This is a genomic window from Bradyrhizobium sp. SZCCHNR1053 (genome assembly GCF_032381235.1).
In the GTDB taxonomy this organism is placed as follows: domain Bacteria; phylum Pseudomonadota; class Alphaproteobacteria; order Rhizobiales; family Xanthobacteraceae; genus Bradyrhizobium.
This window is the reverse complement of sequence record NZ_JAUHJM010000008.1, coordinates 47,488-73,508: the sequence shown is the minus strand read 5'-3', so window position 1 is coordinate 73,508 and position 26,021 is coordinate 47,488. Positions and strand designations below refer to the sequence as shown.

Below are 26,021 nucleotides of genomic sequence, written 5' to 3'. Positions count from 1 at the left end.
AATCACGGGTAATATTCCCAGTAAAGGCCATTCGTTCCTGCTGTGCTCGTTGTCGTGCAGACGGGCGCGGATGCGCGGTTGCGCATTTGGCCATCAACATGTGTGCGATGTGCTGATCTGATAGCGCGCTGTTGTATACAGTCGGCACGCATCGGCCTCGGCTGGTGAAAGCAGCGCAACGCGCTTGCGGCGGGCCTCCTTCTTGCTCCGGCCGCCGCAGCTCCGGCGGGCACGGACACCACGTAGCATGCGGCCGCATTGACAGCGGACATCTTGAAGCCAAAATCGCTAATAGGCGCGCTGATTCGTTGACGGATCTTTTTCTGTCGGATGCAACCCTCGTCGCGAGTGGAGGCATCGGCCGGTGCTTTGCGACTGGCGGTGACGAGGTTGTCGTCATTGCAGGAGCAGGAGTCCGCCTGATGCTGCATCCAGCTGGAGCGCGATCGATGGTCAGCGATGAGACTGAGCGCCAAGACGAAGCTGAACGTTGCAGCGGCGTCCGTTCGTTTGCGTCCCGATAGCCCCGCCGTCCTCCCCCCCCCCCAACAGGTAATGCAGGATTCATGGCCTCTTCCACCTACCAGCGGTCCAACCAGTCGTTGCCAAGCGCGGGCGTAGACATTCCGGCCGCAGCGACGCCGGACATCCACCCAGGAATGGCGATCGTCGGTCAGGTTGCCGGTGGCCTGCTGCACGACTTCAACAACATTCTCACCGTGATCACGGGGACCATCGACATTCTCGCCGAAGCGGTCGAGGACAAGCCCGAACTGGCGGCCGTCGCGCGTCTGATCGACGAGGCTGCGACTCGTGGCGCTCGATTGACCTCGCAGCTTCTGTCGTTCGCAAGAGGCCGGCCGCCGCTGCCATGTGCGGTGGAGTTGAACGAGCTCCTGATCGACGTCGCTCGTCTGCTTCGTCCGACATTGGGCACCGAGGTCGAGGTGACGACGTCGGTGGGCGCGGACGTGCCGGCCGTCTTCGCCGATCCGGGGCAACTGATGGCGGCACTGCTGTGTCTTGCGATCGGGGCCCGACATCGATTGGAGCATGGCGGCCGCATCGACATCGAGGCAAGGCGCATGCGTGCGGACGCCTCGGGTGCCGGCGGCATTTCCTCCGACGTGCTGATCGTGTTGACGGCGTCAGTGAGCGCGGCGGATGCCTCTCCGGCCGATCCCGCCTTCTCGGAGATCCGCATGGTCGAGGATTTCGTCAGGCGTTCGAACGGACGTCTGGAGCTCAAGGAGCCGCGCGGCCGGACCGCCGGCGTCGAGATCGTCCTCCCGCGCGCCGACCGCGTCCCCTCGTAGTCGGCCGCTCTTCCGCAAGCTCATAGTTAGCGCTGCCTTAACGGTCGCACCGCGCATCGGCGCACGCCGACCGCGAGGTTGTGTCAGCGCGCCACTTTACCGCGAGTCCCTGCGGTCCGCGCGCATTTGATCGAACTGATTAGCGGCCAATTAGGATTAACGGCGGCGGCGGACGCCGCGCGCGGCCGTTCCGGGATCAATTTAACGAACGGGTAGGATTCCGCGGACCAGTCTGCGCCATCGCCGACAGAACGGTGCGGCGATGTTTACTCATGTTCATCCAGAAGGGAATGACAATGTCAGGTATCGTCCTCTCCGCGTCGGTTCGCCAGAACCTGCTCTCGCTCCAGTCGACGGCTCAGCTCCTCGCCACCACGCAGAACAACCTCTCCACGGGCAAGAAGGTCAACTCGGCGCTCGACAATCCGACCAACTTCTTCACCGCCCAGGGTCTCGACAACCGCGCTTCCGACATCTCCAATCTGCTCGACGGCATCGGCAACGGCGTGCAGGTGCTGCAGGCCGCCAACACCGGCATCACCTCGCTGCAGAAGCTCGTCGACAGCGCCAAGTCGATCGCCAACCAGGTGCTGCAGAGCTCCGTGGGCTACTCGACCAAGTCCAGCGTGACCTCGGCGGCTCTGACCGGGGCGACCGCCACCGACCTGCTCGGCTCCAGCTCGACAGCTGTGACCGGCTCGGTCGTGAACAACGACAATACCTCGAGCGCGGTGGCGATCACCGGCTCGACCAAGCTGTCGGGCACGGCGGGCACCGCGTCGAACAACCTCGCCACCGGCATCACCTCCGGTGAGACGCTGGTCGTCAACGGCACCACCTTCACCTTCGTCACCGGCACGTCCTCGTCCGGCACCAACATCGGCATCGGCGACAGCGTCAGCAACCTGCTGTCGGCGATCCAGACCCAGACCGGCGTGACCGCGTCGATCACCGCGGGTGCGATCACCCTGACGCCTCCGGCGGCGGGGTTGACGCTCTCGGGCAGCACCGGCACCTTGGGCAAGCTCGGGCTGACTGCCGTCGGCGATGGCTTGTCAGGCCAGACCTTGACGGTCGGCGCCACAGGAGGTGGCACGGCGACCAGCATCACGTTCGGTCTAGGGACAGGACAGGTCAAGTCGCTGAACGATCTCAACGCCAAGCTCGCAGCCAACAACCTGCAGGCCACGGTCGACTCGTCCACCGGCAAGATCTCGATCACCACGACCAACGACGCGGCTTCGGCCACGATCGGCGCGATCGGTGGTACGTCGGCTGCGGCCAGCCAGGCCTTCAATGGTCTGACGGCGGCGGCTCCGGTGGCGGATGCGACCGCGCAGACGCAGCGCGCAAGCCTGGTCTCGCAGTACAACAACGTGCTGGCGCAGATCAACACGACCGCTGCTGACGCTTCGTTCAACGGCATCAACCTGCTGAACGGCGACACGCTGAAGCTGACCTTCAACGAAACCGGCAAGTCGACGCTGTCGATCACTGGTGTCACGTTCAACTCGGCGGGCCTCGGCCTCTCGACGTTGACCTCGGGCACCGACTTCCTCGACAACAGCTCGGCGAACAAGGTCATCGGCGTGCTCACCACCGCGAGCTCCACGCTGCGCAACGAGGCCTCGACGCTGGGTTCGAACCTCTCGGTCGTGCAGGTTCGTCAGGACTTCAACAAGAACCTGATCAACGTGCTGCAGACCGGCTCGTCGAACCTGACGCTGGCCGACACCAACGAGGAAGCGGCCAACAGCCAGGCGCTGTCGACCCGCCAGTCGATCGCGGTGTCCGCGCTGTCGCTCGCCAACCAGTCGCAGGCGAGCGTGCTGCAGCTGCTGCGCTAAGGCGCGGGCGGCACCCACGAACATCGGAGGCGGCGGGGCTTGCCCCGCCGTTTTCGGCTCTAGAATATTCGAAGATTGACGTCGCTCGGCTTCGGCGTCTGCGGCGCCGGATCAGCCGGACAGCGAGCACGAGAGCAACGTCGTGTCGACGCGAATGCAGCCTGCCGACGACGCCGCTCCCGAGAGGAGACTCCCGAGAGGAGCCTTCTGAGAGGAGAGTTGGGCCATGCCCCTGCGGGTCGAGCTGAAGCCTTTCGAGCGCATCGTGATCGGCGACAGCGTCATCGTGAATTCGAACACGCGCGCCCGCTTCATCGTCGAAGGCGACGCGCCTATCCTCCGCGAACGTGACACCGTCACCGCCGAGACCGCCGATACGCCGGCCAAGCGCCTCTATCTCTGCGTCCAGACAATGTATCTGAAGAACGACGCGATCCGCTATCGCGCGTCCTATCTCGCCTGCATGAACGAGTTGCGCAGGGCGATTCCGGAAGCCGCCGGCCAAGCCGAGACGGTGGATCGCCATGTCACGGAAGGAGCGCTGTACAAGGCGCTGAAGGAGATCAGGGCGCTGATCGAGCGAGAGGATCGCGCAGTCGCGCCGGCCGAAGCGATGCCTTGACATTCCGGCCGCCGAAGGGGCCGGGCTCGCCGCAGCCTGAGAGGTTGATGCTACGTCCGTATTAGCACGGACAATAAAATTAACGGGACGGATAAAAGCCCCACCTAACGATGGCACGGACGAAAGTCTGTTCAGCCCAGTCAGCGAGGGCCGGGTATCGATCCGCGCGGCTGGTGAAGGCTGGGACCGACCGTTGCTCTGACAGGGATCAGCGGTCGCCCCGTGACCGCGGCGCCAATTCTTGGAAGGCCAGTTTCATGGATGACCTGTTGCGTGAGTTTCTGACGGAGACCAGCGAGAGCCTGGACACCGTCGATAATCAATTGGTGCGGTTCGAGCAGGAGCCGAACAACGCCAAGATCCTCGATAACATCTTCCGGCTGGTGCACACGATCAAGGGGACCTGCGGCTTCCTCGGCCTGCCGCGGCTCGAAGCGCTGGCGCATGCCGCCGAGACCCTGATGGGCAAGTTCCGCGACGGCATGCCGGTCACCGGCGAGGCCGTGACGCTGATCCTCACCACCATCGACCGCATCAAGGACATCCTCGGACAGCTCGAGGCCAACGAGGCCGAGCCCGAGGGCGAGGACCGCGATCTCATCAGCGAGCTCGAAGCCATGGTCGAGCGCGGCATGGCGGCAATGGCCGCGTCGGCGGAGCCGATCGCGATAGCCGGCGAGACCGCGCCACCGCTTGCGCCTGCAGCGCCGGCCGCGCCCGCGGTCACGCACGGCTCGCTGATCGACCAGACGCTGGAGCGTCCGCTGCGTCCGGGCGAAGTGTCGCTCGACGAGCTCGAGCGCGCCTTCCGCGAGACCGCGATCGAGTTGCCGCCCGCGCATGAGAAGGCGCCTGAGCCCAAAGCCGCTGCCCCGGCGCCGGTCGCCAAGGCCGGGCCTGCCAAGGCGGAAGCAGAGGCCAAGGCCGAGGCGCCGAAGAAGGCGGCGCGCGCCAAGGCCAATGCCGATGGCGAGGTGCACGAGAACGACAAGGTCGCCAACCAGTCGATCCGCGTCAACGTCGACACGCTCGAACATCTGATGACGATGGTCTCGGAGCTGGTGCTGACGCGCAACCAGCTGCTCGAGATCGCCCGCCGCAACGAGGACACCGAGTTCAAGGTGCCGCTGCAGCGGCTGTCCAACGTCACCGCCGAGCTGCAGGAGGGCGTCATGAAGACGCGCATGCAGCCGATCGGCAATGCCTGGCAGAAGCTGCCGCGCATCGTCCGCGACCTCGCCACCGAGCTCGGCAAGCAGATCGAGCTCGAGATGCACGGCGCCGACACCGAGCTCGACCGCCAGGTGCTCGACCTGATCAAGGACCCGCTCACCCACATGGTGCGCAACTCCGCCGATCACGGCCTGGAGACGATGGCCGAGCGCGCCGCGGCCGGCAAGGCCGAGCAGGGCACGATCCGGCTGTCCGCCTATCATGAAGGCGGCCATATCATCATCTGCATCGCCGACAACGGCCGCGGCCTCAACACCGAGCGCATCAAGGCCAAGGCCTTGGCGAACGGCCTCGTCACCGAGGCCGAGCTCGAGAAGATGACGGAAGCGCAGATCCACAAGTTCATCTTCGAGCCGGGCTTCTCGACCGCGGCCGCCGTCACCTCGGTCTCGGGCCGCGGCGTCGGCATGGACGTGGTGCGCACCAACATCGACCAGATCGGCGGCACCATCGACATCAAGTCGGTGCTCGGCGAGGGCACCTCGGTCACCATCAAGATCCCGCTGACGCTCGCGATCGTCTCGGCGCTGATCGTCGAAGCCGGTGGCGACCGCTTCGCGATCCCGCAATTGTCGGTCGTCGAGCTGGTGCGCGCGCGCGCCAACTCCGAGCACCGCATCGAGCGCATCAAGGACACCGCGGTGCTGCGCTTGCGCAACAAGCTGCTGCCGCTGATGCATCTGAAGAAGCTCTTGAAGATCGACGACGGCTCGTCGACCGATCCGGAGAACGGCTTCATCGTGGTGACGCAGGTCGGCAACCAGACCTTCGGCATCGTGGTCGACTGCGTGTTCCACACCGAGGAAATCGTGGTCAAGCCGATGTCGACCAAGCTGCGTCACATCGACATGTTCTCGGGCAACACCATCCTGGGCGACGGCGCCGTGATCATGATCATCGATCCGAACGGCATTGCGAAAGCGCTCGGCGCCGCCGGCTCGGCCTCGCAGGCGGTGTCCGACGAACACGCCGCGCATCACGCGATCGGTGGCGAGCAGCTCACCTCGCTCCTGGTGTTCCGCGCCGGCACGGCGCAGCCCAAGGCGGTGCCGCTGGCGCTGGTCACGCGCCTGGAGGAGATCGCGGCCGACAAGATCGAGATCTCCAACGGCCGCTACATGGTGCAGTACCGCGACCAGCTGATGCCCTTGGTGCAGATGGAAGGCGTGTCGGTGCAGACGTCGGGCTCGCAGCCGATCCTGGTGTTCGCCGACGAGACCCGGGCGATGGGCCTCGTGGTCGACGAGATCATCGACATCGTCGAGGAGCGGCTCAACATCCAGGTCTCCGGCGCCAAGGACGGCATCCTCGGCTCGGCGGTGATCAAGGGCCAGGCGACGGAAGTGATCGACGTCGGCCACTTCCTGCCGATGGCGTTCGCCGACTGGTTCATCCGCAAGGAGATGGCGACCGAGTCGCAGACGCAGTCGGTGCTCTTGGTCGACGACTCGCCGTTCTTCCGCAACATGCTGGCGCCGGTGTTGAAGTCGGCCGGCTACAAGGTGCGCACGGCGGCGTCGGCGATCGAGGGCCTCGCCACGCTGCGTTCCGGGCACAGCTTCGACATCGTCGTCACCGACATCGAGATGCCGGAGATGAACGGCTTCGAGTTCACCGAGGCGATCCGCGCCGACCAGAACCTGAACCAGATGCCGGTCATCGCGGTGTCGTCGCTGGTGTCGCCGGCGGCGATCGAGCGCGGCCGCCAGGCCGGGCTCTACGACTACATCGCCAAGTTCGACCGGCCCGGCCTGATCGCGGCGCTGAAGGAACAGATCGAGGAACGGGCGCGCGCCGAAGCCAACCGGCGGGCCGCGTGACAGCAAGCGGACAGGAGCAGCGTGCGATGAGCAGCAAGATCGAAACCACCGAAGGCGCCGCCGTCGAATACGTCACTGCGATGATCGGCGGCCAGCTGTTCGGCCTGCCCATCTCGCGGGTGCAGGACGTGTTCATGCCGGAGCGGGTGACGCGGGTGCCGCTGTCGTCGGCGGAGATCGCCGGCGTCCTCAATCTGCGCGGCCGCATCGTGACCGTCGTCGACATGCGGGCGCGGCTCGGCCTCGCCCGCGCCGAGGACGGCAAGCCGCCGATGGCGGTCGGCGTCGATCTGCGTGGCGAGTCCTATGGTCTCCTGATCGATCAGATCGGCGAGGTGCTGCGGCTGCCCGAGGAGAGCCGGGAGGAGAACCCGGTCAATCTCGACCCGCGCATGGCGAAGCTCGCCGGCGGCGTGCACCGCCTCGACGGTCAGCTGATGGTCATCCTCGACGTCGATCGCGTGCTCGAGCTCCTGCCGAAGGCAGCAATCGCCGCCTAGTCCGTCAACCGTCCCATAGGGGAGACAACAATGAAGAGCTGTCTGGTCGTGGATGACTCCAGCGTCGTGCGCAAGATCGCACGCCGTATCCTGGAGGAGCTGGGCTTCTCCGTCGTCGAGGCGGAGGATGGCGAGCGGGCGCTCGAGATCTGCACCAAGAGCCTGCCGGACGCCATTCTGCTCGACTGGAACATGCCCGTCATGGACGGCTATGATTTCCTCGGGCGCCTGCGCCGGCTGCCGGGCGGCGAAGGCCCGAAGGTGGTGTTCTGCACCACGGAGAACGACATCGATCATATTTCGCGCGCGCTGAACGCTGGCGCCAACGAATACATCATGAAGCCGTTCGACAAAGAGATTGTCGCCGCCAAATTCCAGGAAGTCGGTCTCATCCAGGCGCTGTCAGCCGAATCCGCCTGATCCCTTCGTCTGCCCAGAAGAGGCCGTCCGTGAACCAGCCTGATTATGAGTTCCTGCGCAAGCTGCTTCGAGACAAATCGGGTCTCGATCTGTCTGCCGACAAGCAATATCTGATCGAGAGCCGCCTGCTTCCGCTCGCGCGCAAGGCCGGTCTCGCCAGCATCAGCGATCTCGTCCAGAAGCTGAAGGACGGGTCGAGCGCCCTGATCAGTCAGGTCGTCGAAGCGATGACGACCAACGAGACGTTCTTCTTCCGCGACAAGGTCCCGTTCGATCACTTCCGTGACGTGATCATGCCGGAGCTCCTCAAGGCCCGCGCCAATCGCAAGTCGATCCGGATCTGGTGCGCCGCGTGCTCGACCGGCCAGGAGCCGTATTCGCTGGCGATGTCGCTCAAGGAGATGGGATCTGCGCTCAGTGGATGGCGCATCGAGATCATCGCCACCGATCTCTCCCAGGAAGTGCTCGAGAAGTCGAAAGCGGGTCTCTACAGCCAGTTCGAGGTGCAGCGCGGGCTGCCGATCCAGCTTCTGGTCAGATATTTCAAGCAGGCAGGCGAGCTCTGGCAGATCAATTCCGACGTGCGCGGCATGGTCCAGCATCGGCAGCTCAATCTGCTGCACGACTTCTCCCAGCTCGGCACGTTCGACGTCGTGTTCTGCCGCAACGTGCTGATCTATTTCGATCAGGACACCAAGATCAACATCTTCGGCCGGCTCGCCAAGCAGATGGAGCCGGACGGCTTCCTCGTACTCGGTGCTGCGGAGACCGTCGTCGGCCTCACCGACGTGTTCAAGCCGCTCACGGACCGGCGTGGCCTGTATCGCCCGAGCGGGATCGCTTCCGCGGCGAAGGCGCCCGCTCCGGGAATGCCCAGGGTCGCGGCCGCGGGCAACTAGATGTTCCCGCAGCCCAATAGAGCAGGACGCGAAGATGTCTGACGAGAACAAAGGTACGGAGCGCGTCACCTTCAGCCGCGGCTACGATGTCTGCATCATGGGCATCGACGGGACCTGGCGCAGGGACTGCCAGCTCAACGCCATCTCGGACAACGACGCGGTGCTGACGGTCGAAGGATCGATCCAGGGATTGAACCTGAAGGAGTTCTTTCTGCTGCTGTCCTCGACGGGGCTCGCCTACCGCCGCTGCGAGTTGGTCCGGGTCAACGGCTCGGAGATGGACATCCAGTTCATCAAGGGAAAGAACAAGAAGAAGCGTGGCAACGCTTCCGCCGGCCAGGAAACGACCGTCAACTAATTCGTCTTCCGGCAGCGCGGCGCATTGCGCGCCCACCGCTCGGGAAGCTTCCGCGCGCGAAGCGACGAGGAGACGCGCCGCCCCGGATCCTGCGCAAGTCCTAAGGCCGGGAGCCAGTTTTCGGAGAACCGCTTTACGCCGCCGCAGGGTCGGACGTGTATGACAATGACCTCGGTCAAATTTTCCAGGAACGACCAATGCCGGTCATGAGTTCGGAACTTGCACCCAGCCGGCCGGAGCGCGCGGACGATGGCGAACGGCGCGCGTTGCAGCTCTTGGTCGTCGACGACGACGCCGCGCAGCGGACGCTGATCGCGCTGGCGGCCAAGCAGGCCGGCCATGCCGTAACGGTCGTGGCCACCTGCAGCGACGCGATCCGCGAGGTGCGCAACAAGCGCTTCGACTGCGTGACGCTCGATCTCATGCTTGAGGATGGCGACGGGACCGAGGTCCTCAAGGTGATCGCAGATACCCGCTTCGCCGGTTCCGTGATCGTGATCAGCGGCATGGATGCGGCGAAGCGAATTGAGGCCCGGCTGCTCGCGCGCTCGCTCGGGATCGACCTGCAGAGTCTGCCGAAGCCGGTCGATCTGGCGGCGCTGCGCATCTGCCTTGCCAATCTCGGCAAGACTGCGCTCGGCCTGCCCGTGGTCCACACCTGGGGCGGCGTCGCAGCCGAAAGTGTTGCCGCGAAGCATCGGTCCTGAGAGACCTGCATCGGAACAAGCCGCGGTCCAGAGTGCACATCCTGTGTAACGTCCAAATCCCGCCGATCTCTGATCAAGACGAGGGCAAGGCTGGCTGACGGCTGCACGTCTTGTGTCAAATGCCGTGCAGATTTTCGTGGCAAGAGCCGTGCACTGGTCTGGCACCGAGCATGCCCGTTCGGCGTGGTGCAAGCGGGCAACGCCGATGCGATCAGAGCTTGATGTCGATCATGACGCTGTCGACGTTGATGTGTTTTGCAAAGCAGCATGCCGCTCACGACGGCTGCCTTGAGATCGTGTCCAGATCGTGGTCTCGTGAAGGCGGTCACCGATCTGCAGCTACTACTTGTGGGTTAGGATCATAAACCGTACAAATACGGGTGCCCAAAGCACCCGACGAGTATGGTATCATAAGACGCGCTTTCATTGTTTCTTCTCCTTTGCAAGAGCAATCGCCCATGGCCGAACAAACAACTTCCCGCGGTGAGATCTTTGTCGTCGATGACGATCCAGCCGTGCGTGACACCCTCTCGATGGTCTTGTCGGCAGGTGGGTACGAAGTGATCTGTTTTGCGGACGGCGCCGCGCTCCTGGCGGTGGCGCGGAGCAGGACACCGGCCTGTATCCTGCTCGACGTGCACATCCCCGGAAAGTCGGGTCTCGACATTCTCAGGGAACTGCACGGCGAGGACTATCCGGCTCCGATCTTCATGATCTCGGGCCAGGGCGACATTCCGATGGCCGTGAACGCGATCAAGAACGGGGCGCTCGACTTCATCGAGAAGCCGTTCCGCGGCAGTGAGATCGTGGCCCGTCTGAACGAGGCGATCGGCGCGTTCGCGCGGCGGCAGAAGGAGAACGCCTCGCCGAAGATCGGCTCGCTGCATTTCCCCGGCCGCGAGCCGCTGACGCGGCGCGAGCGCGAGGTCCTGGAACAGTTCACGGCGGGGGCCTCGAACAAGGAGGCGGGGCGCACGCTGGGCATCAGCCCGCGCACGATCGAGGATCACCGCGCCAACATCATGAAGAAGCTCGGCGCGCGCAACGCGGCCGATCTGATCCGCATTGTGATGACGGCGTCGCGCGCCAATTGAGCCGATGGCCGGGCCGCCCGCACGTGGCCTCGCTCTGGAGCAGCGGCAATCGCAAGCGCCAGGCCGCGTTGGTCAGGCCGCATGCTCAAGCCGCATTGCTCAAGCCTCGGTGGCGGCGAGCGCCTTGCGGATCATCTTGGCGAGCTCGGATTTGCGGTACGGTTTCGGCAGCAGAAGAATTCCCTCGTCGAGCCGGCCGTGATGCACCACGGCATTTTCGGTGTAGCCGGAGGTGAATAGGACCCGCTGCGCCGGGCGAATCCGCTGGATCTCGGATGCGAGCTGGCGGCCGTTCATCGTCCCCGGCATGATGATGTCGGTGAAGAGCAGATCGAACGGCTCCCCGGCATTGGTGATCGCCAGCGCTTCGGCGGCATTGGCCGCCTCCAGCGTCGCATAGCCCAGCGCATGGAGCTGGGCGAGAACGTAGCCGCGCACCAGCCGATCGTCCTCCACCACCAGGATCGTCTCCTGGCCGCCCTGGATCGCCGGCGCGGCGCCCGATGGCTCCGTGACCGCCTCTTCGCTGCCCGGCGGCAGGTACATCCGGATCGTGGTGCCGTGGCCTTCTTCGCTGTAGATCCTGATGTGTCCGGCCGATTGCTTCACGAAGCCGTACACCATCGACAATCCGAGCCCCGTCCCCTTGCCCGGCCCCTTCGAGGTGAAGAACGGATTGAACACCTTGTCGATGATGGCGGCCGGAATGCCGCTGCCACTGTCGCTCACCGCGATCATCGCGTAGCGACCGGGCCGCACGTCGTCGTAGAGACTTGCGTAGTTCTCGTCGAGGTCGGCCCAGCCGGTCTCCAGGATGAGCTTGCCGCCATTCAGCATCGCGTCGCGGGCATTGAGCGCGAGGTTGATGACCGCCGTGGCGAGCTGGTTCGGATCGACATGCGCCACGCAGGTCTCGTCCTGGAAGACGGACTCGATCTCGATCTGCTCTCCGAGCGTCGGCCGCAGCAGCTTGGCCGTGTCGATCATGAGCGTGTTGACGTCGACCTCGCGCGGCTGCAGCGGCTGCCGGCGCGCAAAGGCGAGCAGATGCTGGGTGAGATCGGCACCGCGCGCGGCGGCCTCGTCGATCATCCTGGTGATCGCGGCGAGCTGCGGCTCCTTGGCCACGGCCGCGGCGAGAATCTCGATCGTGCCGGTGATCACGGTGAGGATGTTGTTGAAGTCGTGCGCGATGCCGCCGGTGAGCTGGCCGATCGCCTCCATCTTCTCGGACTGGCGGATCCGCTCCTCGGTCGCGATCTTGTCGGTGAGGTCGCGGAAGAAGCCGTTCAGCACGAAGCCGTTGCGGGTCTTCAGCGCGGTCACGCTGAGCTCGGCCTTGAACTCGCGGCCGTCGCGCCGCTTCACCATGACCTCGCGCCGACGGCCAACCCCGAGCGCGCTCGCTTGTCCGGTCATCAGGATGCGGCCGAGCGCCTCGCGCAGCTCCTCGCCGACGTCCCCGACCGTGATCACGTCGAACACGTCCTTGCCGATGATCTCGGCGCGCGACCAGCCGAAGATCTTCTCGGCCTGGGAGTTCCAGTTGAGAATGGCGCCGTTGTCGTCGACCTGGACGAAGGCATCGAGCGCGGTCTCGATGATGTTGCGGGCGAGCTGCTCGCTCTCCCGCAGCGTCTCCTGCGCCAGCCGGCTCTCGGTCATGTCGCGCCCGATGAAGAAGTGGCGCTGCACCGGCTCCGACCAGTTCGAGGTCCAAGACAGAGTCACCACGCGGCCGTCCTTGTGGACGTAGCGGCAGTCGGAGGTGCGTGCGCGCAGGCCGAGGCGCGAGGCACGAAGCTCCTCGCGTGCTTTGAGCAGATCGCCGGAGTGGATGAAATCCGCGCCGCTGCGGCCGATCATCTCGGCCGGCGTGTAGCCGAGAATCGTCTCCACGCTCGGTGAGATCTGGACCAGGATGCCATTGCGGTCGGTGATGAGGATCAGGTCCCGCGACGTCTCGAAGATGCGCCGCCGCTCCTCGGTCTGCTGGCGCAGCGCCAGCTCGGTCCGGCGGCTCTCGGTGACGTCGCGTGCGATCTTGGAGGCGCCGATGATCTGGCCCGTCGGTGATTTGATCGGCGAGACGCTGAGCGAGACCTGGACCAGCTCACCGTCCTTGCGGATCCGCACCGTCTCGAAGTGCTGGATCCGCTCGCCGCGGGCCATGCGCGCCAGAATGTCCTGGGCCTCGGCCATGCGCTCTGGCGGCACGAGGAAATCCGCACGGCGGCCCACGGCCTCCTCGGCGGAGTAGCCCAGCATGGCCTCGGCTGCCGGATTCCAAGCAGTGATGGTGCCGTCCAGCGACAGCGTCACGATCGCGTCGTTCGACGATTCCACCGCTGCACTGTAGAGGCGTTCGCGGGCGGCGAAATGGTCGCGCGCCGCTTCGGTCAGGTAATGCTCCTGGACTTCGCGCTCGAGCTCGGCGGTCTTGGTGCGAACCTCGTCCAGCACGCGGGCAAAGGCGCGCGCCAGCACGCCGGTCTCGCCGACCGCCTCGAGCGGAATGTTCACCGCCTCGCCGCGGCCCACGCCCTCGACGGCCTGGGTCAGCTGGTTGATCGGCCGCGTCAGCGAGCGCGCGACCACGAAGGCGAGCGCGGCTGCGCACAACATCGCGATCAGGCCGACCTCGATCGCCGTCTTGCGGATGGCGAGGGCGGGCGCCATGAAGGCGGTGTTCGGGATCGTCTCGATCACCGCCACCCATTCCTGTCCCGCGAGCAGCGCCGGAGCGAAGGCGACGCCGCCGGGACGATCGGCCTCGTCGTGCAGGATCTGCGCGAAACCTTCGGCGCTGCCCGTCGCGCCGGCGAGCGTCGGAAAATCGTCCTGCCATCGCGTCGATAGGCCGCGCTTGGAGGCGAATTCCCGGTCGGATTCGGGATGGAAGAGATAGTCGCCGCGGGCGTTCACCAGGTAGAGCTGGGCGCCCGGCCGGGCCGCGGCGCGCAGATGCGCGAAGATCGGGCGCATGTCGAGATCGATCATCAGGATCGCGTACGGCTTGCCGTCCGGCGCGAACACCGGCGTGCCGACGCACAGCATCGGCACGCCTGTCTTGGGATCCGTCGTGTTGCCGTCGAGAATGATCGGCGAGAGTCGGATGCCGCCGGGCGGCAGGCTCAGCGTCTCCTTGATGTAGTTGCGTTCGCCGCGCGTGATCAGCTCGTTCTCCGGAACGATCCGCACCGTGTTGCCCGGCCCGAGCCGGTCGACCCGGATCAGCTCGCGATAATTGTTCTCGATCCCGACAAGGCGGATCATCGCGTAGGTCTGCTTGGCCTGCAGCTCGGCGAAGTAGCGCATTGCGACCCGCTCGCGCCACGACTGCGCCGGCAGCCCTTCGCGGGGATCGGGAGCCCCCGTCTTCAGCGTGCGTATCAACGTTGCCAGATTTGGCGAGGCGCGATAGCCGTTGATGTCGTTGCGGGCACCGCCGACATAGTTTTCGAGCTCGGTCGCCATCAGGCGCGAATGCGACTCGATTCGATCGAGCGCGCGCGGCAGCAGCGCCCGCTCGAGGCTGCGGTAGCCGAGCCAGCCGACGGCGAACACCGCGATCGCGACCAGCAGGATCATCGCGACAGCCAGTCGCGTCGTCAGCGTGATGCGGCCGCCGAGCCGCGGACCCTCGCTCGCGGGCTGCGCGCCGCTCAGCAGGGGCTCTTTGCTTCGGCTGTCAGGAGTTCGGAACAGCATCGTGGCCTGGCCTGGGTCGAGTAGCCTGATCGCCTGCCGATGCCAGGCAATCGGAAACCATCGTCAGGAGGGCTGCCGGCTTGAACGGCTTGGGCAATGCGGAAACCGCTCCCAGCTTGGTAGCCATGGCAAGATAGTCGGGCTCTGACATCGAGGTCGGGGTGTGGGGACGTCCCGAGGTCATGATGATCGGAACACCCGGCGTTTGCTTGAGGATCATGCGCATCGCCTCCAGCCCGTCCATGCCCGGCATGAAGATGTCCAGGATCACCAGGTCGAAGCTCTCGCTTTTGAAGCGGACGAGCGCCTTCTGGCCGTCACCGGCGATTCCGACGACGTGACCGGCGCGTTCGAGCACGCGCTGAATTGTCAGCTGCATGAGCGGATCGTCGTCCACGACCAGAATCTTCGCCACGCTCCGCATCTCCCGATTGGCTGGCAGCAAGACCAACGGTCAGTTGCAAAGGTTTTGCCCAATTCGCGGCGCGCCGCAAGCGCTTCGCCGCGCAAGTCACATGCAGGATGGGACGCGGTGATCGATGTCCCATGCGGGCGAAGGGTGGACCATCCGGGCGCCGTGCCTGCATTCGAGGCGCTCGCGCCGTAGTTGCAGGGCGCGGAGCGCTTCATAATCGCCTCGTTCCGGCGAGGGCAGTCCCGCTGAATGCACAATATTTAAGCACATGTCTAAGGTCGACGATCCCGGGCGGCGCGACGGGTGGAGACAATGCGGACCTGCACGGGACGGAGTGGCCACAGGAGCGACGTGCCGGGGTGCGGCGTGACACCGCTTATGTCCTCCGATTGGGCAGGCCGCTAGCTGCTGAGATAGTCCGGCCAGCGGCCGCGAATGGTCGCGAGGTCGCTCAGCGTGCCGGTCAGGTGCTCGCGCAGATGCGTCTGCGCCTCGTCCGGCCGGCCCGCGGCGATCGCGTCGACGACCTGCTTGTGGTGGCGCAGGATGGTCTGCGCCTTGCCGGGCGAAGGCAGATGCAGCCGGCGCAGCCGGTCGATGTGACCGCTGCGGCTGCGGACCAGACTCCACAGCTCGTGCTTGTCCGCGGCGGTGTAGAGCCGCTCGTGGAATGCGTTGTCGACGATCGTGAACGAGGTGAAGTTGCCGTCCTTGGCGAACCGTCTCTGCTGGGCGATCAGGGCATGCAGCTCGTCGATCGGGGCCGCCGCCGGTGTCAGCGCGAGCAGCCGCACGATCTCGAGCTCCAGCGCCTGGCGCAGGAACTGCGCCTGCTGCGCGCGAGCCACGTCGATGCGGCTGACCAGGGTCGCATGCTGCGGGAAGACGTCGACCAGGCCCTCTTCGGCCAGCCGCATCAGCGCGTCCCGGATCGGTGTCGAGCTGAGGCCGAACTCGGCTTGCAGCGCCGGCCGCGACAATGGCGCTCCCGGCGGCAGCGCCAGCGCGATGATCTGGTCGCGCAACCGCTCGAAGACCTGCGGTGCCGCGCGCCGGCTCGGATCGAGCCGTTCGGGCGGGAGAACCGCAGCAGGCGTCGCGGGCAATGCCATTTGGTCGGACGTCCGGCTCGAATGTCGCAGGGCAGAACAGCCCTTGTCAGAGATGCACTAATGCATTAGTGCATCTCTCCGCCGGCCGTCAAGAAGGAGCCGGCACGCGAGGAGGGATGTCCCATGTTCGAGAAGTTCGGGCGCTCGGCCGCACGAGCCGCCGGCCTGCTGGCCGCGCTGCTGGTCGCGGCGGCCTGGAATGACGCCGCACAGGCCCAGCAGAAGACCGAGGTCTCGCTGTCGCGCCAGCCCGGCATCTTCTACATGCCGAGCCACATCATCGAGAAGAACAAGCTGATCGAGAAGCATGCCGCGGCGCTTGGCGTGCCCGGCGTCACCACCAAATGGCTGACCTTCTCCGGCGGCGGCGCGCAGACCGATGCGCTGCTGTCGGGCAGCGTCGACATTCTCAACACCGGCACCGGCAATCTGCTGTTGTTGTGGGACCGTACCCGCGGCGGCGTGAAGGGTATCGTCGCGACCTCGGCCCAGCCGATGACCCTGATCAGCCGCGATCCCAACATCAAGTCGATCAAGGACTTCGGTCCCAGCGACAAGATCGCCGTGCCGACCGTCAAGGTCTCGACCCAGGCCATCGTGCTGCAGATCGCGGCCGCCGAGGCGTTCGGCGCCGATCAGTGGAACAAGCTCGACGCCAACACCGTGCAGCTCGGCCATCCCGACGCCTATACGGCGCTGTCGAACCCGCAGCACGAGGTGCACAACCATTTCTCGATCCCGCCCTACACGTTCCTCGAATTGAAGAACGTCCCCGGCGCGCACGTCGTGATGAATTCGCCCGACGTGATGGGTGGACCGCTCAGCCAGGCGCAGTTCTTCACCACGACGAAGTTCGCGGACGCCAACCCGAAGATCATCCAGGCGGTCCGCGACGCCACCAAGGAGGCGCAAGACCTGATCCGCAGCGATACCCGGACGGCGGTGGAGATCTACAAGGAGATCACCGGCGACAAGACCTCGGTCGAGGATCTGCTCGCCTGGCTCAAAGAGCCCGGCATGATGGAGTGGAACCTGGAGCCGCAGGGCACGATGAAGTTCGCCGCGCATCTCGCCAAGATCGGCACCATCAAGACCCAGCCCAAGGCCTGGACCGACTACTACCTGCCGGTCGCGCATGATCTGAAGGGCAACTGATGTCTGCGCTGCTCGACGTCGATGGCGTCACTTTGCGCTACAAGACCTCCAGCGCCGTGATCACGGCGACCGAACGCGTCGGCTTCTCCGTCGACCGCTCCGATCGCTTCGTGCTGCTCGGACCGTCCGGCTGCGGCAAGTCGACCCTGCTGAAGGCGGTCGGTGGCTACATCAAGCCGAGCGAGGGTCGGATGCGCATCAACGGCCGCGAGATCACCGGTCCCGGCGCCGACCGCATGATGATCTTCCAGGAGTTCGACCAGCTGCTGCCGTGGAAGACCGTGCTCGCCAACGTGATGTTCCCGCTGCTGACGGCGCGGCGCATGCCGCGCAAGGAGGCCGAGAGCCGAGCCCGCGCCTATATCGAGAAGGTCGGGCTGACGCGCGTCGTCGATGCCTATCCGCATACGCTGTCGGGCGGTATGAAGCAGCGCGTCGCGATCGCCAGGGGCATGGCGATGGAGCCGGACATTCTCTTGATGGACGAGCCGTTCGCGGCGCTCGACGCGCTGACGCGGCGGACCTGCCAGGACGAGCTGTTGCAGCTCTGGAACGAGACCAAGTTCACGGTGCTGTTCGTCACGCATTCGATCGCGGAAGCCATCAAGATCGGCAACCGCATCCTGTTGCTGTCGCCGCATCCGGGGCGGGTCAAGGCCGAGGTCATCGACGTTGACAAGGTCTCGGCCGAGGATGGCAGTGCCGCACGCCTGGAGAAGCAGATCCATGATCTCCTGTTTTCTGAACCCGCAACGGCACATTGAGGGCCGCTCCCATGGCTGACGCAAAGATCATCCTGCGCGACACGGCTGCGGCGAGCGCGTCCCCGGCCGAGGTCGAGCGCAAGCTCGGCATGCTCGAGCTGCTCTGGAACGACGGCTTCGTGCGCAAGACCCTGATCATCGTCGTGCTCGCCGCGATCTGGCAGGCCTACGGCAGCTATCTCGACAATCCGCTGCTGTTCCCGACCTTCTCCGACACCATCGCTGCGCTCTGGGAGAAGGTCCGTGACGGCACCATTCCGATGCGCGCCTGGACCTCGCTGAAGGTGCTGTTCATGGGCTATGCCGCCGGCATTACGCTGGCGGCCATCCTGACCATACTCGCGATCTCGACCCGCATCGGCACTGATTTCCTCGAGACCGTCACGGCGATGTTCAACCCGCTGCCGGCGATCGCGCTGCTGCCGCTGGCGCTGATCTGGTTCGGGCTCGGCAGCGGCAGCCTCGTCTTCGTGCTGATCCATTCGGTGCTGTGGCCGGTCGCGCTCAACACCCATTCCGGCTTCAAGAGCGTGTCCAACACGCTGCGCATGGTCGGCCGGAACTACGAGCTGAGCGGCTTCTCCTATGTCATTCGCATCCTGATTCCGGCGGCGTTCGGCGCCATCCTCACCGGCCTCAAGATCGGCTGGGCGTTTGCGTGGCGGACCCTGATCGCGGCCGAGCTGGTGTTCGGCGTGTCCTCGGGGCAGGGCGGCCTCGGCTGGTTCATCTTCGAGAACCGCAATTTGCTGGAGATTCCCGCCGTTTTCGCCGGCCTCTTGACCGTGATCGTGATCGGCCTCGTGGTCGAGAACCTGGTCTTCCGCACCATCGAGCGCCGGACCGTGCTGACCTGGGGGACGCAATCATGAGCGAGCGCAAGCAACCCGATCAGCTGCGCAGCGCGCGCTGGTTCGCACCCGACGATCTCCGCTCCTTCGGCCATCGCTCGCGCGTGATGCAGATGGGCTACGCCCAGGAGGAATGGAAGGGCCGGCCGGTCATCGCCATCATCAACACCTGGTCCGACGCCCAGCCCTGTCACATGCACTTCAAGCAGCGGGTCGACGACGTCAAGCGCGGCGTGCTGATGGCCGGCGGCTTCCCGATCGAGCTGCCGGCGCTGTCGCTGTCGGAGTCGCTGTTGAAGCCGACCACGATGCTCTATCGCAACATGCTGGCGATGGACGTCGAGGAGCTGTTGCGCAGCCATCCCGTCGACGGCGTCGTGCTGATGGGCGGCTGCGACAAGACCACGCCGGCGCTGCTGCTCGGCGCCACCAGCATGAACCTGCCGGCGATCTATCTCCCCGCAGGACCGATGCTGCGCGGCAATTGGAAGGGCAAGACGCTCGGCTCCGGCTCCGATGCCTGGAAGTACTGGGACGAGCGCCGCGCCGGAAAACTGTCGGACGCCGACTGGAATGCGATGGAGGCGGGCATCGCGCGCAGCCACGGCACCTGCATGACCATGGGCACGGCCTCGACCATGACTGCGATTGCCGAGGCCATCGGCATGACCTTGCCCGGCGCCTCGTCGATTCCCGCCGCCGATGCCGAGCACATCCGCATGAGCTCGGAGTGCGGCCGCCGCGTCGTCGAGATGGTGTGGGAGGACCTGACGCCGTCGAAGATCCAGACGCGGCCAGCGTTCGAGAATGCGATCGCGGTCGCGATGGCGATGGGCTGCTCCACCAACGCGATCATCCACGTGATCGCGCAGGCACGCCGCGCCGGCGCCGATATCGGCCTCGACGATTTCGAGGCCGCGAGCCGCAAGGTGCCGGTGCTCGCCAATGTCCGGCCGAGCGGCGACACCTATCTGATGGAGGACTTCTATTACGCTGGCGGGCTGCCCGGCCTGATGAGCCGGATGAAAGAGCATCTCCATCTCGACTGCCTCACCGTCAACGGCCGCACGCTGGGCGACAACATCACAGGCGCCGGCGTCTACAATGACGACGTCATCCGCCCGCAATTCAACCCGATCTACCGCGAGGGCGCGCTCGCCGTGCTCAAGGGCAACCTCGCGCCGGATGGCTGCGTCATCAAGCCCTCCGCCTGCGAGCCGCGCTTCCTCAGGCACACGGGCCCGGCGCTGGTATTCGACGACTATCCCTCGATGAAGAAGGCGATCGACGATCCCGATCTCGACGTCACGGCCGATCACGTGCTGATCCTGCGCAATGCCGGCCCGCAGGGCGGGCCGGGCATGCCGGAATGGGGCATGCTGCCGATCCCGACCAAGCTCGTGCGCGAGGGCGTGCGCGACATGGTCCGGCTGTCCGACGCCCGCATGAGCGGCACCAGCTATGGCGCCTGCATCCTGCACGTCGCGCCGGAGGCCTATGTCGGCGGTCCCCTGGCGCTGGTGAAGAACGGCGACCGCATCACGCTCGACGTCGCCGCGCGCACAATCAATCTTGATGTGCCTGAGGACGAATTGGCGCGCCGTCGCGCCGCCTGGACACCGCCAACGCCGCGCTTCGAGCGTGGCTATGGCTGGATGTTCGCCCGCCACATCAAGCAGGCCAATGACGGCTGCGATTTCGACTTCCTCGAGACCGGCTTCGGCGCCGCGGTCGGGGAGCCCGCGATTTATTAGTTCATAGCGCCGCGTTAGCCCGCGCTGTTCCGCGCACCCGGTGCGCTCCCTCCCCCCTTGCGGGGGAGGGTCGGGGAGGGGGGTACCCCAAGCGACACCGTTGATGTGGATCCCCACCCCCAACCCCTCCCCGCAAGGGGGAGGGGAGAACTGCGAGCACCGACCGCATGACCAGACTCAGCACCGCCACCCGCAACAAGCTCAAGACCGTTTCGACCGCGACCGTCGCCACCGCGCTGTTCAAGCGCGGCCTGCGCATCCAGTGCATCCAGAACGTCCACCCGCTCAATCCGGGGCAGCCGACCATGGTCGGCGAGGCCTTCACCCTGCGCTATATCCCGGCGCGCGAGGACCTCAACACCATCGAGGTGTTTCGCGACCGTGCCCATCCGCAGCGCAAGGCCGTGGAGGAATGCCCGCCCGGCGCCGTGCTGGTGATGGACAGCCGCAAGGATCCGCGCGCCGCCTCCGCCGGCGCGATCCTGGTGAGCCGCCTGCAGCAGCGCGGCGTCGCCGGTGTCGTCACCGATGGCGGGTTTCGCGATGCGGCCGAGATCGCCAAGCTCGGCATCCCCGCGTTTCATCAGCGCCCGAGCGCGCCGACCAATCTCACCCTGCATCATGCGATCGAGATCAACGGCCCGATCGCCTGCGGCGACGCGCCGGTGTTTCCCGGTGACGTCATCCTCGGCGATTCCGACGGCGTCATCGTCATCCCCGCCCATCTCGCGGACGAGATCGCGGAGGAGACGTTCGAGATGACCGCGTTCGAAGATTTCGTCGCCGAGCAGGTCGCGAACGGCCGCTCCATCCTCGGCCTCTATCCGGCGACCGATCCGCAGACGCCGGCGGATTTCGCCGCGTGGCGCGCGAAGAACGGCAGGTAACCGTCACACACTCCGCTGTCGTCCCGGCCTTGAGCCGGGACCCAGAAACACAGGCGGATGTGACTACGAAGAAAGCAGCTCCAGCCTGCCGAACAACCGGGGACGGTGGCTATGGGTCCCTGCGTTCGCAGGGACGACACTGTTGGTCGGGCGAGATCCCGCTACACATCTCGCTGTTGCTGTCAGTCGCCGCGCTCACGCGCTTCTATCCGCCAAGCCCACCGCCCACAGCGCGAACGCATAGGCGATCGCGACTTCGTCGAGGCGGTTGAAGCGGCCGGAGGCGCCGCCGTGGCCGGCGCCCATGTTGGTGCGCAGCACGACAGGGCCGCCACCGGTCATCGTCGCGCGCAGCCGCGCGATCCATTTCGCCGGCTCCCAATAGGTGACGCGCGGGTCGGTCAGGCCGGCCATCGCCAGGATCGCCGGATACGGCTTGGCGGCGACGTTGTCGTAGGGCGAGTAGGACAGGATGGTGCGAAAATCTGCCTCGCTCTCGATCGGGTTGCCCCATTCGGGCCATTCCGGCGGCGTCAGCGGAAGGCTGTCGTCGAGCATGGTATTGAGCACGTCGACGAACGGCACCTCGGCGACGATGCCGGCGAACAGCTCGCCCGCGCGGTTGGCGACCGCGCCCATCAGCATGCCGCCGGCGCTGCCGCCATGGCCGACGATGCGCTTGGCGCTGGTGTAGTTCGCCGTGATGAGGGCCCGCGCGCACGCCGCGAAATCGTCAAAGCCGTTGGTCTTCTTCTCGCGCTTGCCGTCGAGATACCAGCCCCAGCCCTTGTCGGTGCCGCCGCGGATATGGGCGATGGCATAGACGAAGCCGCGGTCGACCAGCGACAGCCGGTTGGTGGAGAACGACGCCGGCATGGCATGGCCGTAGGACCCGTAGCCGTAGAGCAGCAGCGGCGCGGCGCCGTCGGCCTTGAAGTCGCGCCGATGCAAGAGCGAGACCGGCACCTCGGCGCCGTCGTCCGCCTTCGCCATGATGCGCGTGGTGACGTAGTCCGCCGGATTGTGCCCCGACGGGATTTCCTGGCGCTTGCGCAACGTTCTAGCGCGCGTCACCATGTCGTAGTCCCACACCTCCGACGGCGTCGTCATCGACGAATAGGCAAAGCGCAGGTTGGTGGTGTCGAACTCGTAGGAGCCCATCGCGTCGAGCGAATAGGCGCCCTCGTCGAAGGCGATCGCGTGTTCCTCGCCGGATTCCAGGTCTCTGATCACGATCGACGGCAGCGCGTTGGCGCGCTCCAGCCGCACCAGATGGCCGGCATAGAGATCGTGGTCGAGCACATAGATGCCGGCGCGATGCGGAATGAGGTCGCGCCAATTGGCGCGCTCGGGCGCGGCCAGCGGCGCGGTCACGATCTTGAAGTCGATCGCACCGTCGGCGTTGGTCAGGATGTAGAGCTCATCACCGCGATCCGCGATCGAATATTGCACGCCGTTCTCGCGCGCCGCGACCAGCCGCGGCGGTGCCTCGGGAGCATCGAGGTCGATCAGGCTCTGCTCGGAGGTCTCATGATCGCCGCCGGCGATGACGCAGAACCGGCCGGAGGTCGACTCGTGCACATGGGTGAACCAGCCGGTGTCCTTCTCCTCATAGACCAGCAAATCGTCTGATTGGTTGGTGCCGAGCTTGTGCCGCCACACCTGCATCGGGCGGTGATTGTCGTCGAGCTTGACGTAGAAGAAGCTCTTGCAGTCACGCGACCACACCACGCCGCCGTCGGTCTCCTCGACGAGATCGACGAGATCGTTTCCACCGTCCCAGTCGCGGACGCGGATGGTGAAATATTCCGAGCCCTTGGTGTCGGCGCTCCAGGCGGCCAGCTTGTGGTCGTGCGAATGCCGGCTGCCGCCGAACTTGAAATACTCATGCCCGCGCGCCAGAGCATCGCCGTCGAGCCCGATGGTCTCCGCCCCGCCGTTGCGCGGCGTGCGGCAGAACAGCTCGTGCTGGCCGCCCTCGCGGTACTTTCGGAAGTAGGCGTAGGGCCCGTCCGGCGATGGCACCGAGGAATCGTCCTCCTTGATGCGGCCGCGCATCTCCGCGACGAGCTTCTTCTGCAGCGGTGCGGTGTGGCCGAGCACGGATTCCGCATAGGCGTTCTCGGCCTCGAGATAGGCGCGGATGTCGGCGTCGAGCAGCGACGGATCGTGCAGCACCTCCTGCCATCGCGCATCCTTCAGCCAGGCATAATCGTCGCTCACGGTGATGCCGTGGCGGGTGAAGGAATAAGGGCGGCGCGGCGCCACCGGCGCACTTGTGCTGCTGTCGGTCATGTCGTCCTTTACGGGGTCACGCTCTCGCCGAGCCATTGGATCGCGGCGTCGAGGCCGCCGCGGCCATGCGGAATCTTCAACGCCACCAGCGCCATTTCGATCACACCGAGCGTGCCCAGCACCATCGGCGCGTTGACATGGCCCATATGGGCGATGCGGAACGCCTGGCCCTGGAGGTCGCCGATCCCGGTGCCGAGCACGACGCCGCACTGCTCCTTGCAGTAGGTCTGCAGTACGGCCGGATCATAGCCGCCGCCGACCAGCACCGTGGTCACGGTGTTGGAACGCTCCGCGGCGTCTGCGATATTGAAGCCGATCACCTGGCCCTCGCTCCACTTCGCCACCGCGCGGCGCACGGCCTCGCCGAGCAGCTCATGGCGGCGGAACGCATGCGGCAGGCCTTCGGCGAACAGCATGTCCATCGCCTGGCGCAGCGCGAACAGCAGGTGCACCGGCGCGGTGCCGCCATATTTGCGATAGTGCTCGGTGCCCTCGCGCTCGCTCCAGTCCCAATACGGCGTGCGCATGTTGGCGCGCTTGTGCGCCTCGAGTGCGCGTGCGTTCGCCGCGACGAAGCCGAGGCCGGGCGGCGTCATCAGGCCCTTCTGCGAGCCGGACATCGCGACGTCGATGCCCCAGGCATCCATCTCGAACGGCATGCAGCCGAGCGAGGCGACGGTGTCGACCATATAGAGCGCCGGATGGCCCGCGGCCTTGATGGCGCGGCCGATCGCCTCGACATCGTTGACGACGCCCGAGGCGGTGTCGATCTGCGCCACCACGATGGCCTTGATGGTGTGCTCCTTGTCGGCGCGCAGCCGCGCCTCGACCTCGGCCGGGCGCACCGCGCGGCGCCAGTCGCCCCTGAGAACCTCGACCTCGGCGCCCATCGCGCGCGCCGCATGGCCCCAGCCGATCGCGAAGCGGCCGCTCTCCAGCACCAGCAGCTTGTCGCCGCGCGACAGCACGTTGGAGAGCACGGCCTCCCAGGCGCCATGGCCGTTGGCGATGTAGATGTAGGTCTTGCCCTTGGTCGCGAACAGGCGGCCGAGATCGGACATGATGCCGTCGGTCAGCTCGACCATCTGCTTGGAGTAGATGTCGAGCGCCGGGCGGTGCATCGCCTGCAGCACCTCGTCCGGCATCGTGGTGGGTCCCGGGATGGCCAGAAACTCCCGGCCCGCGCGAACGGTCATTGTCAGTGTCCTCGGCGATGTGGTTTGGCGGTTGAGGGTGGTGGCGGGCTCTCGCACACGGCTGGCCCATGGTCGTTTTACGTGGCGCGGCGCATTAAGAAAAGCCGGAGAAGCCGGGGGGCTGGCATGCCGCCGGCAGGCGGGCGCGTCAGGCCGTCAGCGCCTCGTCTCGCGGCAGCCGGCGGCCTCGGCCTCCTCGACCGAGCAGAACCAGCGCGTGCCCTTGGCGACGTGCATCTTGATCTGAGCGTACCAACGGCTCTTCGGCGTGTGATAGATGCACTCGCCGGCGCCGTTGACGTTGCCCTTGATGGTGCAGTCCGGTGACGGCGCGACCGGTCCCGAGGCCGAGGCGAGCAGGATGGCTTTCGCGCTGTCCGGTGGCTTGGTGGCGCCGAGGATCGTGGTCTTCTTGTTGCGCACGCGCCAGTCCCACGGCGCGATGAATGCACCCTGCCACATGCCGGCCTTGGCGGCGCGCGCCTCGGCCTCGTCGGGCTCGTAATCGTGCGAGATGGTGCGATAGGCCAGCGCCCAACCGCTGCGCACCAGCCATTTCTGGATGTCCTCGCCGTCGACGTCGCAGCGCGCGACCTGGCGACCGCGCCGATCGATCGAACGCGGATGACAGGTCCAGCTCTTGCCGTCGGCGTGCTTGATCAGTTCGTCACGCGCGGCCACGCCGCAGGTCCAGCGCTCGCCGTTCTTGTTCAGGCAGAGCTGATCGACGGCGGGCGCGTCGATGCCGCCGAGCCGGATGCGGGTGGTCCCGATCGTGATCCCGTCGGCCTCACGGATCTTGGGAATCCCGGCGATGTCGGCCGCGGACGCGACGGACGGCAGCAGTAGGAGGAGCGCGAGCAGGGCTGGTTTCATCGACATGAACGGGCGCGGATCGTCCTTGGGAAGGGCTGGGGCAATTGTGCGGCGGATCGCCCGGTTGTTCCAGCGCCGTGATTGCCTGACCTGCTCAACTTCACGCGATGGTGGGGACGTTTCGACTCGAGCTATCACAACAACGGTGGTGCGCTCCCCTCCCCGCAAGGGGGAGGGGAGTGGACCGAC

General features: G+C 65.9%; 21 protein-coding genes. 15 read left to right on the top strand and 6 right to left on the bottom strand.

Going from position 1 to position 26,021, the window contains the following annotated elements:
• Positions 1-566 precede the first annotated feature (566 nt).
• The 10 genes from QX051_RS19390 (at position 567) to QX051_RS19345 (ending at position 10,816) form a co-directional block, all read left to right on the top strand.
• Positions 567-1,316, top strand: a complete 750-nt coding sequence (locus tag QX051_RS19390; RefSeq protein WP_315777236.1) for a histidine kinase dimerization/phospho-acceptor domain-containing protein — start codon at positions 567-569, stop codon at positions 1,314-1,316.
• A 296-nt stretch (positions 1,317-1,612) separates the two neighbouring features.
• Positions 1,613-3,163, top strand: coding sequence for a flagellin (locus tag QX051_RS19385; protein ID WP_315777235.1), 1,551 nt, complete (start codon positions 1,613-1,615; stop codon positions 3,161-3,163).
• A 226-nt stretch (positions 3,164-3,389) separates the two neighbouring features.
• Positions 3,390-3,785 (top strand): flagellar biosynthesis repressor FlbT, encoded by a 396-nt coding sequence (gene flbT / locus QX051_RS19380; protein ID WP_315740791.1) that lies wholly within the window; start codon positions 3,390-3,392, stop codon positions 3,783-3,785.
• A 257-nt stretch (positions 3,786-4,042) separates the two neighbouring features.
• Positions 4,043-6,838, top strand: coding sequence for a hybrid sensor histidine kinase/response regulator (locus QX051_RS19375; RefSeq protein ID WP_315775350.1), 2,796 nt, complete (start codon positions 4,043-4,045; stop codon positions 6,836-6,838).
• 26 nt (positions 6,839-6,864) lie between these two features.
• Positions 6,865-7,338, top strand: a complete 474-nt coding sequence (locus tag QX051_RS19370; RefSeq protein ID WP_315740790.1) for a chemotaxis protein CheW — start codon at positions 6,865-6,867, stop codon at positions 7,336-7,338.
• 30 nt (positions 7,339-7,368) lie between these two features.
• The gene (locus QX051_RS19365; RefSeq protein ID WP_315716971.1) at positions 7,369-7,758 is read left to right on the top strand and encodes a response regulator; all 390 of its coding nucleotides are present in this window, start codon (positions 7,369-7,371) and stop codon (positions 7,756-7,758) included.
• Between the two features lie 29 nt (positions 7,759-7,787).
• Positions 7,788-8,657 (top strand): protein-glutamate O-methyltransferase CheR, encoded by an 870-nt coding sequence (locus QX051_RS19360; protein WP_315777234.1) that lies wholly within the window; start codon positions 7,788-7,790, stop codon positions 8,655-8,657.
• Positions 8,658-8,691: 34 nt separating this feature from the next.
• Positions 8,692-9,015, top strand: coding sequence for a PilZ domain-containing protein (locus QX051_RS19355; RefSeq protein WP_315740788.1), 324 nt, complete (start codon positions 8,692-8,694; stop codon positions 9,013-9,015).
• Positions 9,016-9,212: 197 nt separating this feature from the next.
• Positions 9,213-9,722: a response regulator gene (locus QX051_RS19350; RefSeq protein WP_315777233.1), complete on the top strand. Its 510-nt coding sequence runs from the start codon at positions 9,213-9,215 to the stop codon at positions 9,720-9,722.
• Between the two features lie 458 nt (positions 9,723-10,180).
• Positions 10,181-10,816, top strand: coding sequence for a response regulator transcription factor (locus QX051_RS19345; RefSeq protein ID WP_315717165.1), 636 nt, complete (start codon positions 10,181-10,183; stop codon positions 10,814-10,816).
• Between the two features lie 99 nt (positions 10,817-10,915).
• Here QX051_RS19345 and QX051_RS19340 read toward each other — a convergent pair whose 3' ends face one another.
• The 3 genes from QX051_RS19340 to QX051_RS19330 form a co-directional block, all read right to left on the bottom strand.
• Positions 10,916-14,527, bottom strand: coding sequence for a PAS domain S-box protein (locus tag QX051_RS19340; protein WP_315777232.1), 3,612 nt, complete (start codon positions 14,525-14,527; stop codon positions 10,916-10,918).
• Positions 14,508-14,942 (bottom strand): response regulator, encoded by a 435-nt coding sequence (locus QX051_RS19335; protein ID WP_315777231.1) that lies wholly within the window; start codon positions 14,940-14,942, stop codon positions 14,508-14,510. Before QX051_RS19335 ends, QX051_RS19340 begins: the two co-directional genes overlap by 20 nt.
• 401 nt (positions 14,943-15,343) lie before the next feature.
• On the bottom strand, positions 15,344-16,054 hold the full coding sequence (locus tag QX051_RS19330; RefSeq protein ID WP_315777230.1) for a GntR family transcriptional regulator: 711 nt from the start codon (positions 16,052-16,054) through the stop codon (positions 15,344-15,346).
• A gap of 123 nt (positions 16,055-16,177) precedes the next feature.
• Here QX051_RS19330 and QX051_RS19325 point away from each other — a divergent pair, with 123 nt between their 5' ends.
• The 5 genes from QX051_RS19325 (at position 16,178) to QX051_RS19305 (ending at position 21,465) form a co-directional block, all read left to right on the top strand.
• The gene (locus tag QX051_RS19325) at positions 16,178-17,209 is read left to right on the top strand and encodes an ABC transporter substrate-binding protein (RefSeq protein WP_315740783.1); all 1,032 of its coding nucleotides are present in this window, start codon (positions 16,178-16,180) and stop codon (positions 17,207-17,209) included.
• On the top strand, positions 17,209-17,973 hold the full coding sequence (locus tag QX051_RS19320) for an ABC transporter ATP-binding protein (protein ID WP_015663656.1): 765 nt from the start codon (positions 17,209-17,211) through the stop codon (positions 17,971-17,973). The genes QX051_RS19325 and QX051_RS19320 overlap by 1 nt, the downstream gene beginning before the upstream one ends.
• A gap of 11 nt (positions 17,974-17,984) precedes the next feature.
• A complete protein-coding gene (locus tag QX051_RS19315; protein ID WP_315777229.1) occupies positions 17,985-18,845 on the top strand; it encodes an ABC transporter permease in 861 nt (286 codons plus the stop codon).
• A complete protein-coding gene (gene araD / locus QX051_RS19310; RefSeq protein ID WP_315777228.1) occupies positions 18,842-20,578 on the top strand; it encodes an L-arabinonate dehydratase in 1,737 nt (578 codons plus the stop codon). Before QX051_RS19315 ends, araD begins: the two co-directional genes overlap by 4 nt.
• A 167-nt stretch (positions 20,579-20,745) precedes the next feature.
• Positions 20,746-21,465: a ribonuclease activity regulator RraA gene (locus QX051_RS19305; RefSeq protein ID WP_315777227.1), complete on the top strand. Its 720-nt coding sequence runs from the start codon at positions 20,746-20,748 to the stop codon at positions 21,463-21,465.
• A 195-nt stretch (positions 21,466-21,660) separates the two neighbouring features.
• Here the strand turns inward: QX051_RS19305 and QX051_RS19300 are convergent, their stop codons facing one another.
• The 3 genes from QX051_RS19300 to QX051_RS19290 all read right to left on the bottom strand — a co-directional run bounded on the left by QX051_RS19300 (position 21,661) and on the right by QX051_RS19290 (position 25,838).
• Entirely contained in the window at positions 21,661-23,760 is a 2,100-nt protein-coding gene (locus QX051_RS19300; RefSeq protein WP_315777226.1) for a S9 family peptidase, read from the bottom strand.
• Positions 23,761-23,768: 8 nt separating this feature from the next.
• The gene (locus QX051_RS19295) at positions 23,769-24,956 is read right to left on the bottom strand and encodes a pyridoxal-phosphate-dependent aminotransferase family protein (RefSeq protein ID WP_315777225.1); all 1,188 of its coding nucleotides are present in this window, start codon (positions 24,954-24,956) and stop codon (positions 23,769-23,771) included.
• A gap of 156 nt (positions 24,957-25,112) precedes the next feature.
• Positions 25,113-25,838, bottom strand: a complete 726-nt coding sequence (locus QX051_RS19290) for a thermonuclease family protein (RefSeq protein WP_315777224.1) — start codon at positions 25,836-25,838, stop codon at positions 25,113-25,115.
• Positions 25,839-26,021 lie beyond the last annotated feature (183 nt).

Coding starts and splice junctions, on each gene's coding strand:
- QX051_RS19325 (WP_315740783.1), top strand. CDS start 16,178: ATGTTCGAGAAGTTCGGGCGCTCGGCCGCACGAGCCGCCGGCCTGCTG.
- QX051_RS19315 (WP_315777229.1), top strand. CDS start 17,985: ATGGCTGACGCAAAGATCATCCTGCGCGACACGGCTGCGGCGAGCGCG.
- QX051_RS19390 (WP_315777236.1), top strand. CDS start 567: ATGGCCTCTTCCACCTACCAGCGGTCCAACCAGTCGTTGCCAAGCGCG.
- QX051_RS19305 (WP_315777227.1), top strand. CDS start 20,746: ATGACCAGACTCAGCACCGCCACCCGCAACAAGCTCAAGACCGTTTCG.
- araD (WP_315777228.1), top strand. CDS start 18,842: ATGAGCGAGCGCAAGCAACCCGATCAGCTGCGCAGCGCGCGCTGGTTC.
- QX051_RS19320 (WP_015663656.1), top strand. CDS start 17,209: ATGTCTGCGCTGCTCGACGTCGATGGCGTCACTTTGCGCTACAAGACC.
- QX051_RS19370 (WP_315740790.1), top strand. CDS start 6,865: ATGAGCAGCAAGATCGAAACCACCGAAGGCGCCGCCGTCGAATACGTC.
- QX051_RS19365 (WP_315716971.1), top strand. CDS start 7,369: ATGAAGAGCTGTCTGGTCGTGGATGACTCCAGCGTCGTGCGCAAGATC.
- QX051_RS19375 (WP_315775350.1), top strand. CDS start 4,043: ATGGATGACCTGTTGCGTGAGTTTCTGACGGAGACCAGCGAGAGCCTG.
- QX051_RS19340 (WP_315777232.1), bottom strand. CDS start 14,527: ATGCTGTTCCGAACTCCTGACAGCCGAAGCAAAGAGCCCCTGCTGAGC.
- QX051_RS19330 (WP_315777230.1), bottom strand. CDS start 16,054: ATGGCATTGCCCGCGACGCCTGCTGCGGTTCTCCCGCCCGAACGGCTC.
- QX051_RS19385 (WP_315777235.1), top strand. CDS start 1,613: ATGTCAGGTATCGTCCTCTCCGCGTCGGTTCGCCAGAACCTGCTCTCG.
- QX051_RS19290 (WP_315777224.1), bottom strand. CDS start 25,838: ATGTCGATGAAACCAGCCCTGCTCGCGCTCCTCCTACTGCTGCCGTCC.
- QX051_RS19355 (WP_315740788.1), top strand. CDS start 8,692: ATGTCTGACGAGAACAAAGGTACGGAGCGCGTCACCTTCAGCCGCGGC.
- QX051_RS19345 (WP_315717165.1), top strand. CDS start 10,181: ATGGCCGAACAAACAACTTCCCGCGGTGAGATCTTTGTCGTCGATGAC.
- QX051_RS19350 (WP_315777233.1), top strand. CDS start 9,213: ATGCCGGTCATGAGTTCGGAACTTGCACCCAGCCGGCCGGAGCGCGCG.
- QX051_RS19300 (WP_315777226.1), bottom strand. CDS start 23,760: ATGACCGACAGCAGCACAAGTGCGCCGGTGGCGCCGCGCCGCCCTTAT.
- QX051_RS19295 (WP_315777225.1), bottom strand. CDS start 24,956: ATGACCGTTCGCGCGGGCCGGGAGTTTCTGGCCATCCCGGGACCCACC.
- flbT (WP_315740791.1), top strand. CDS start 3,390: ATGCCCCTGCGGGTCGAGCTGAAGCCTTTCGAGCGCATCGTGATCGGC.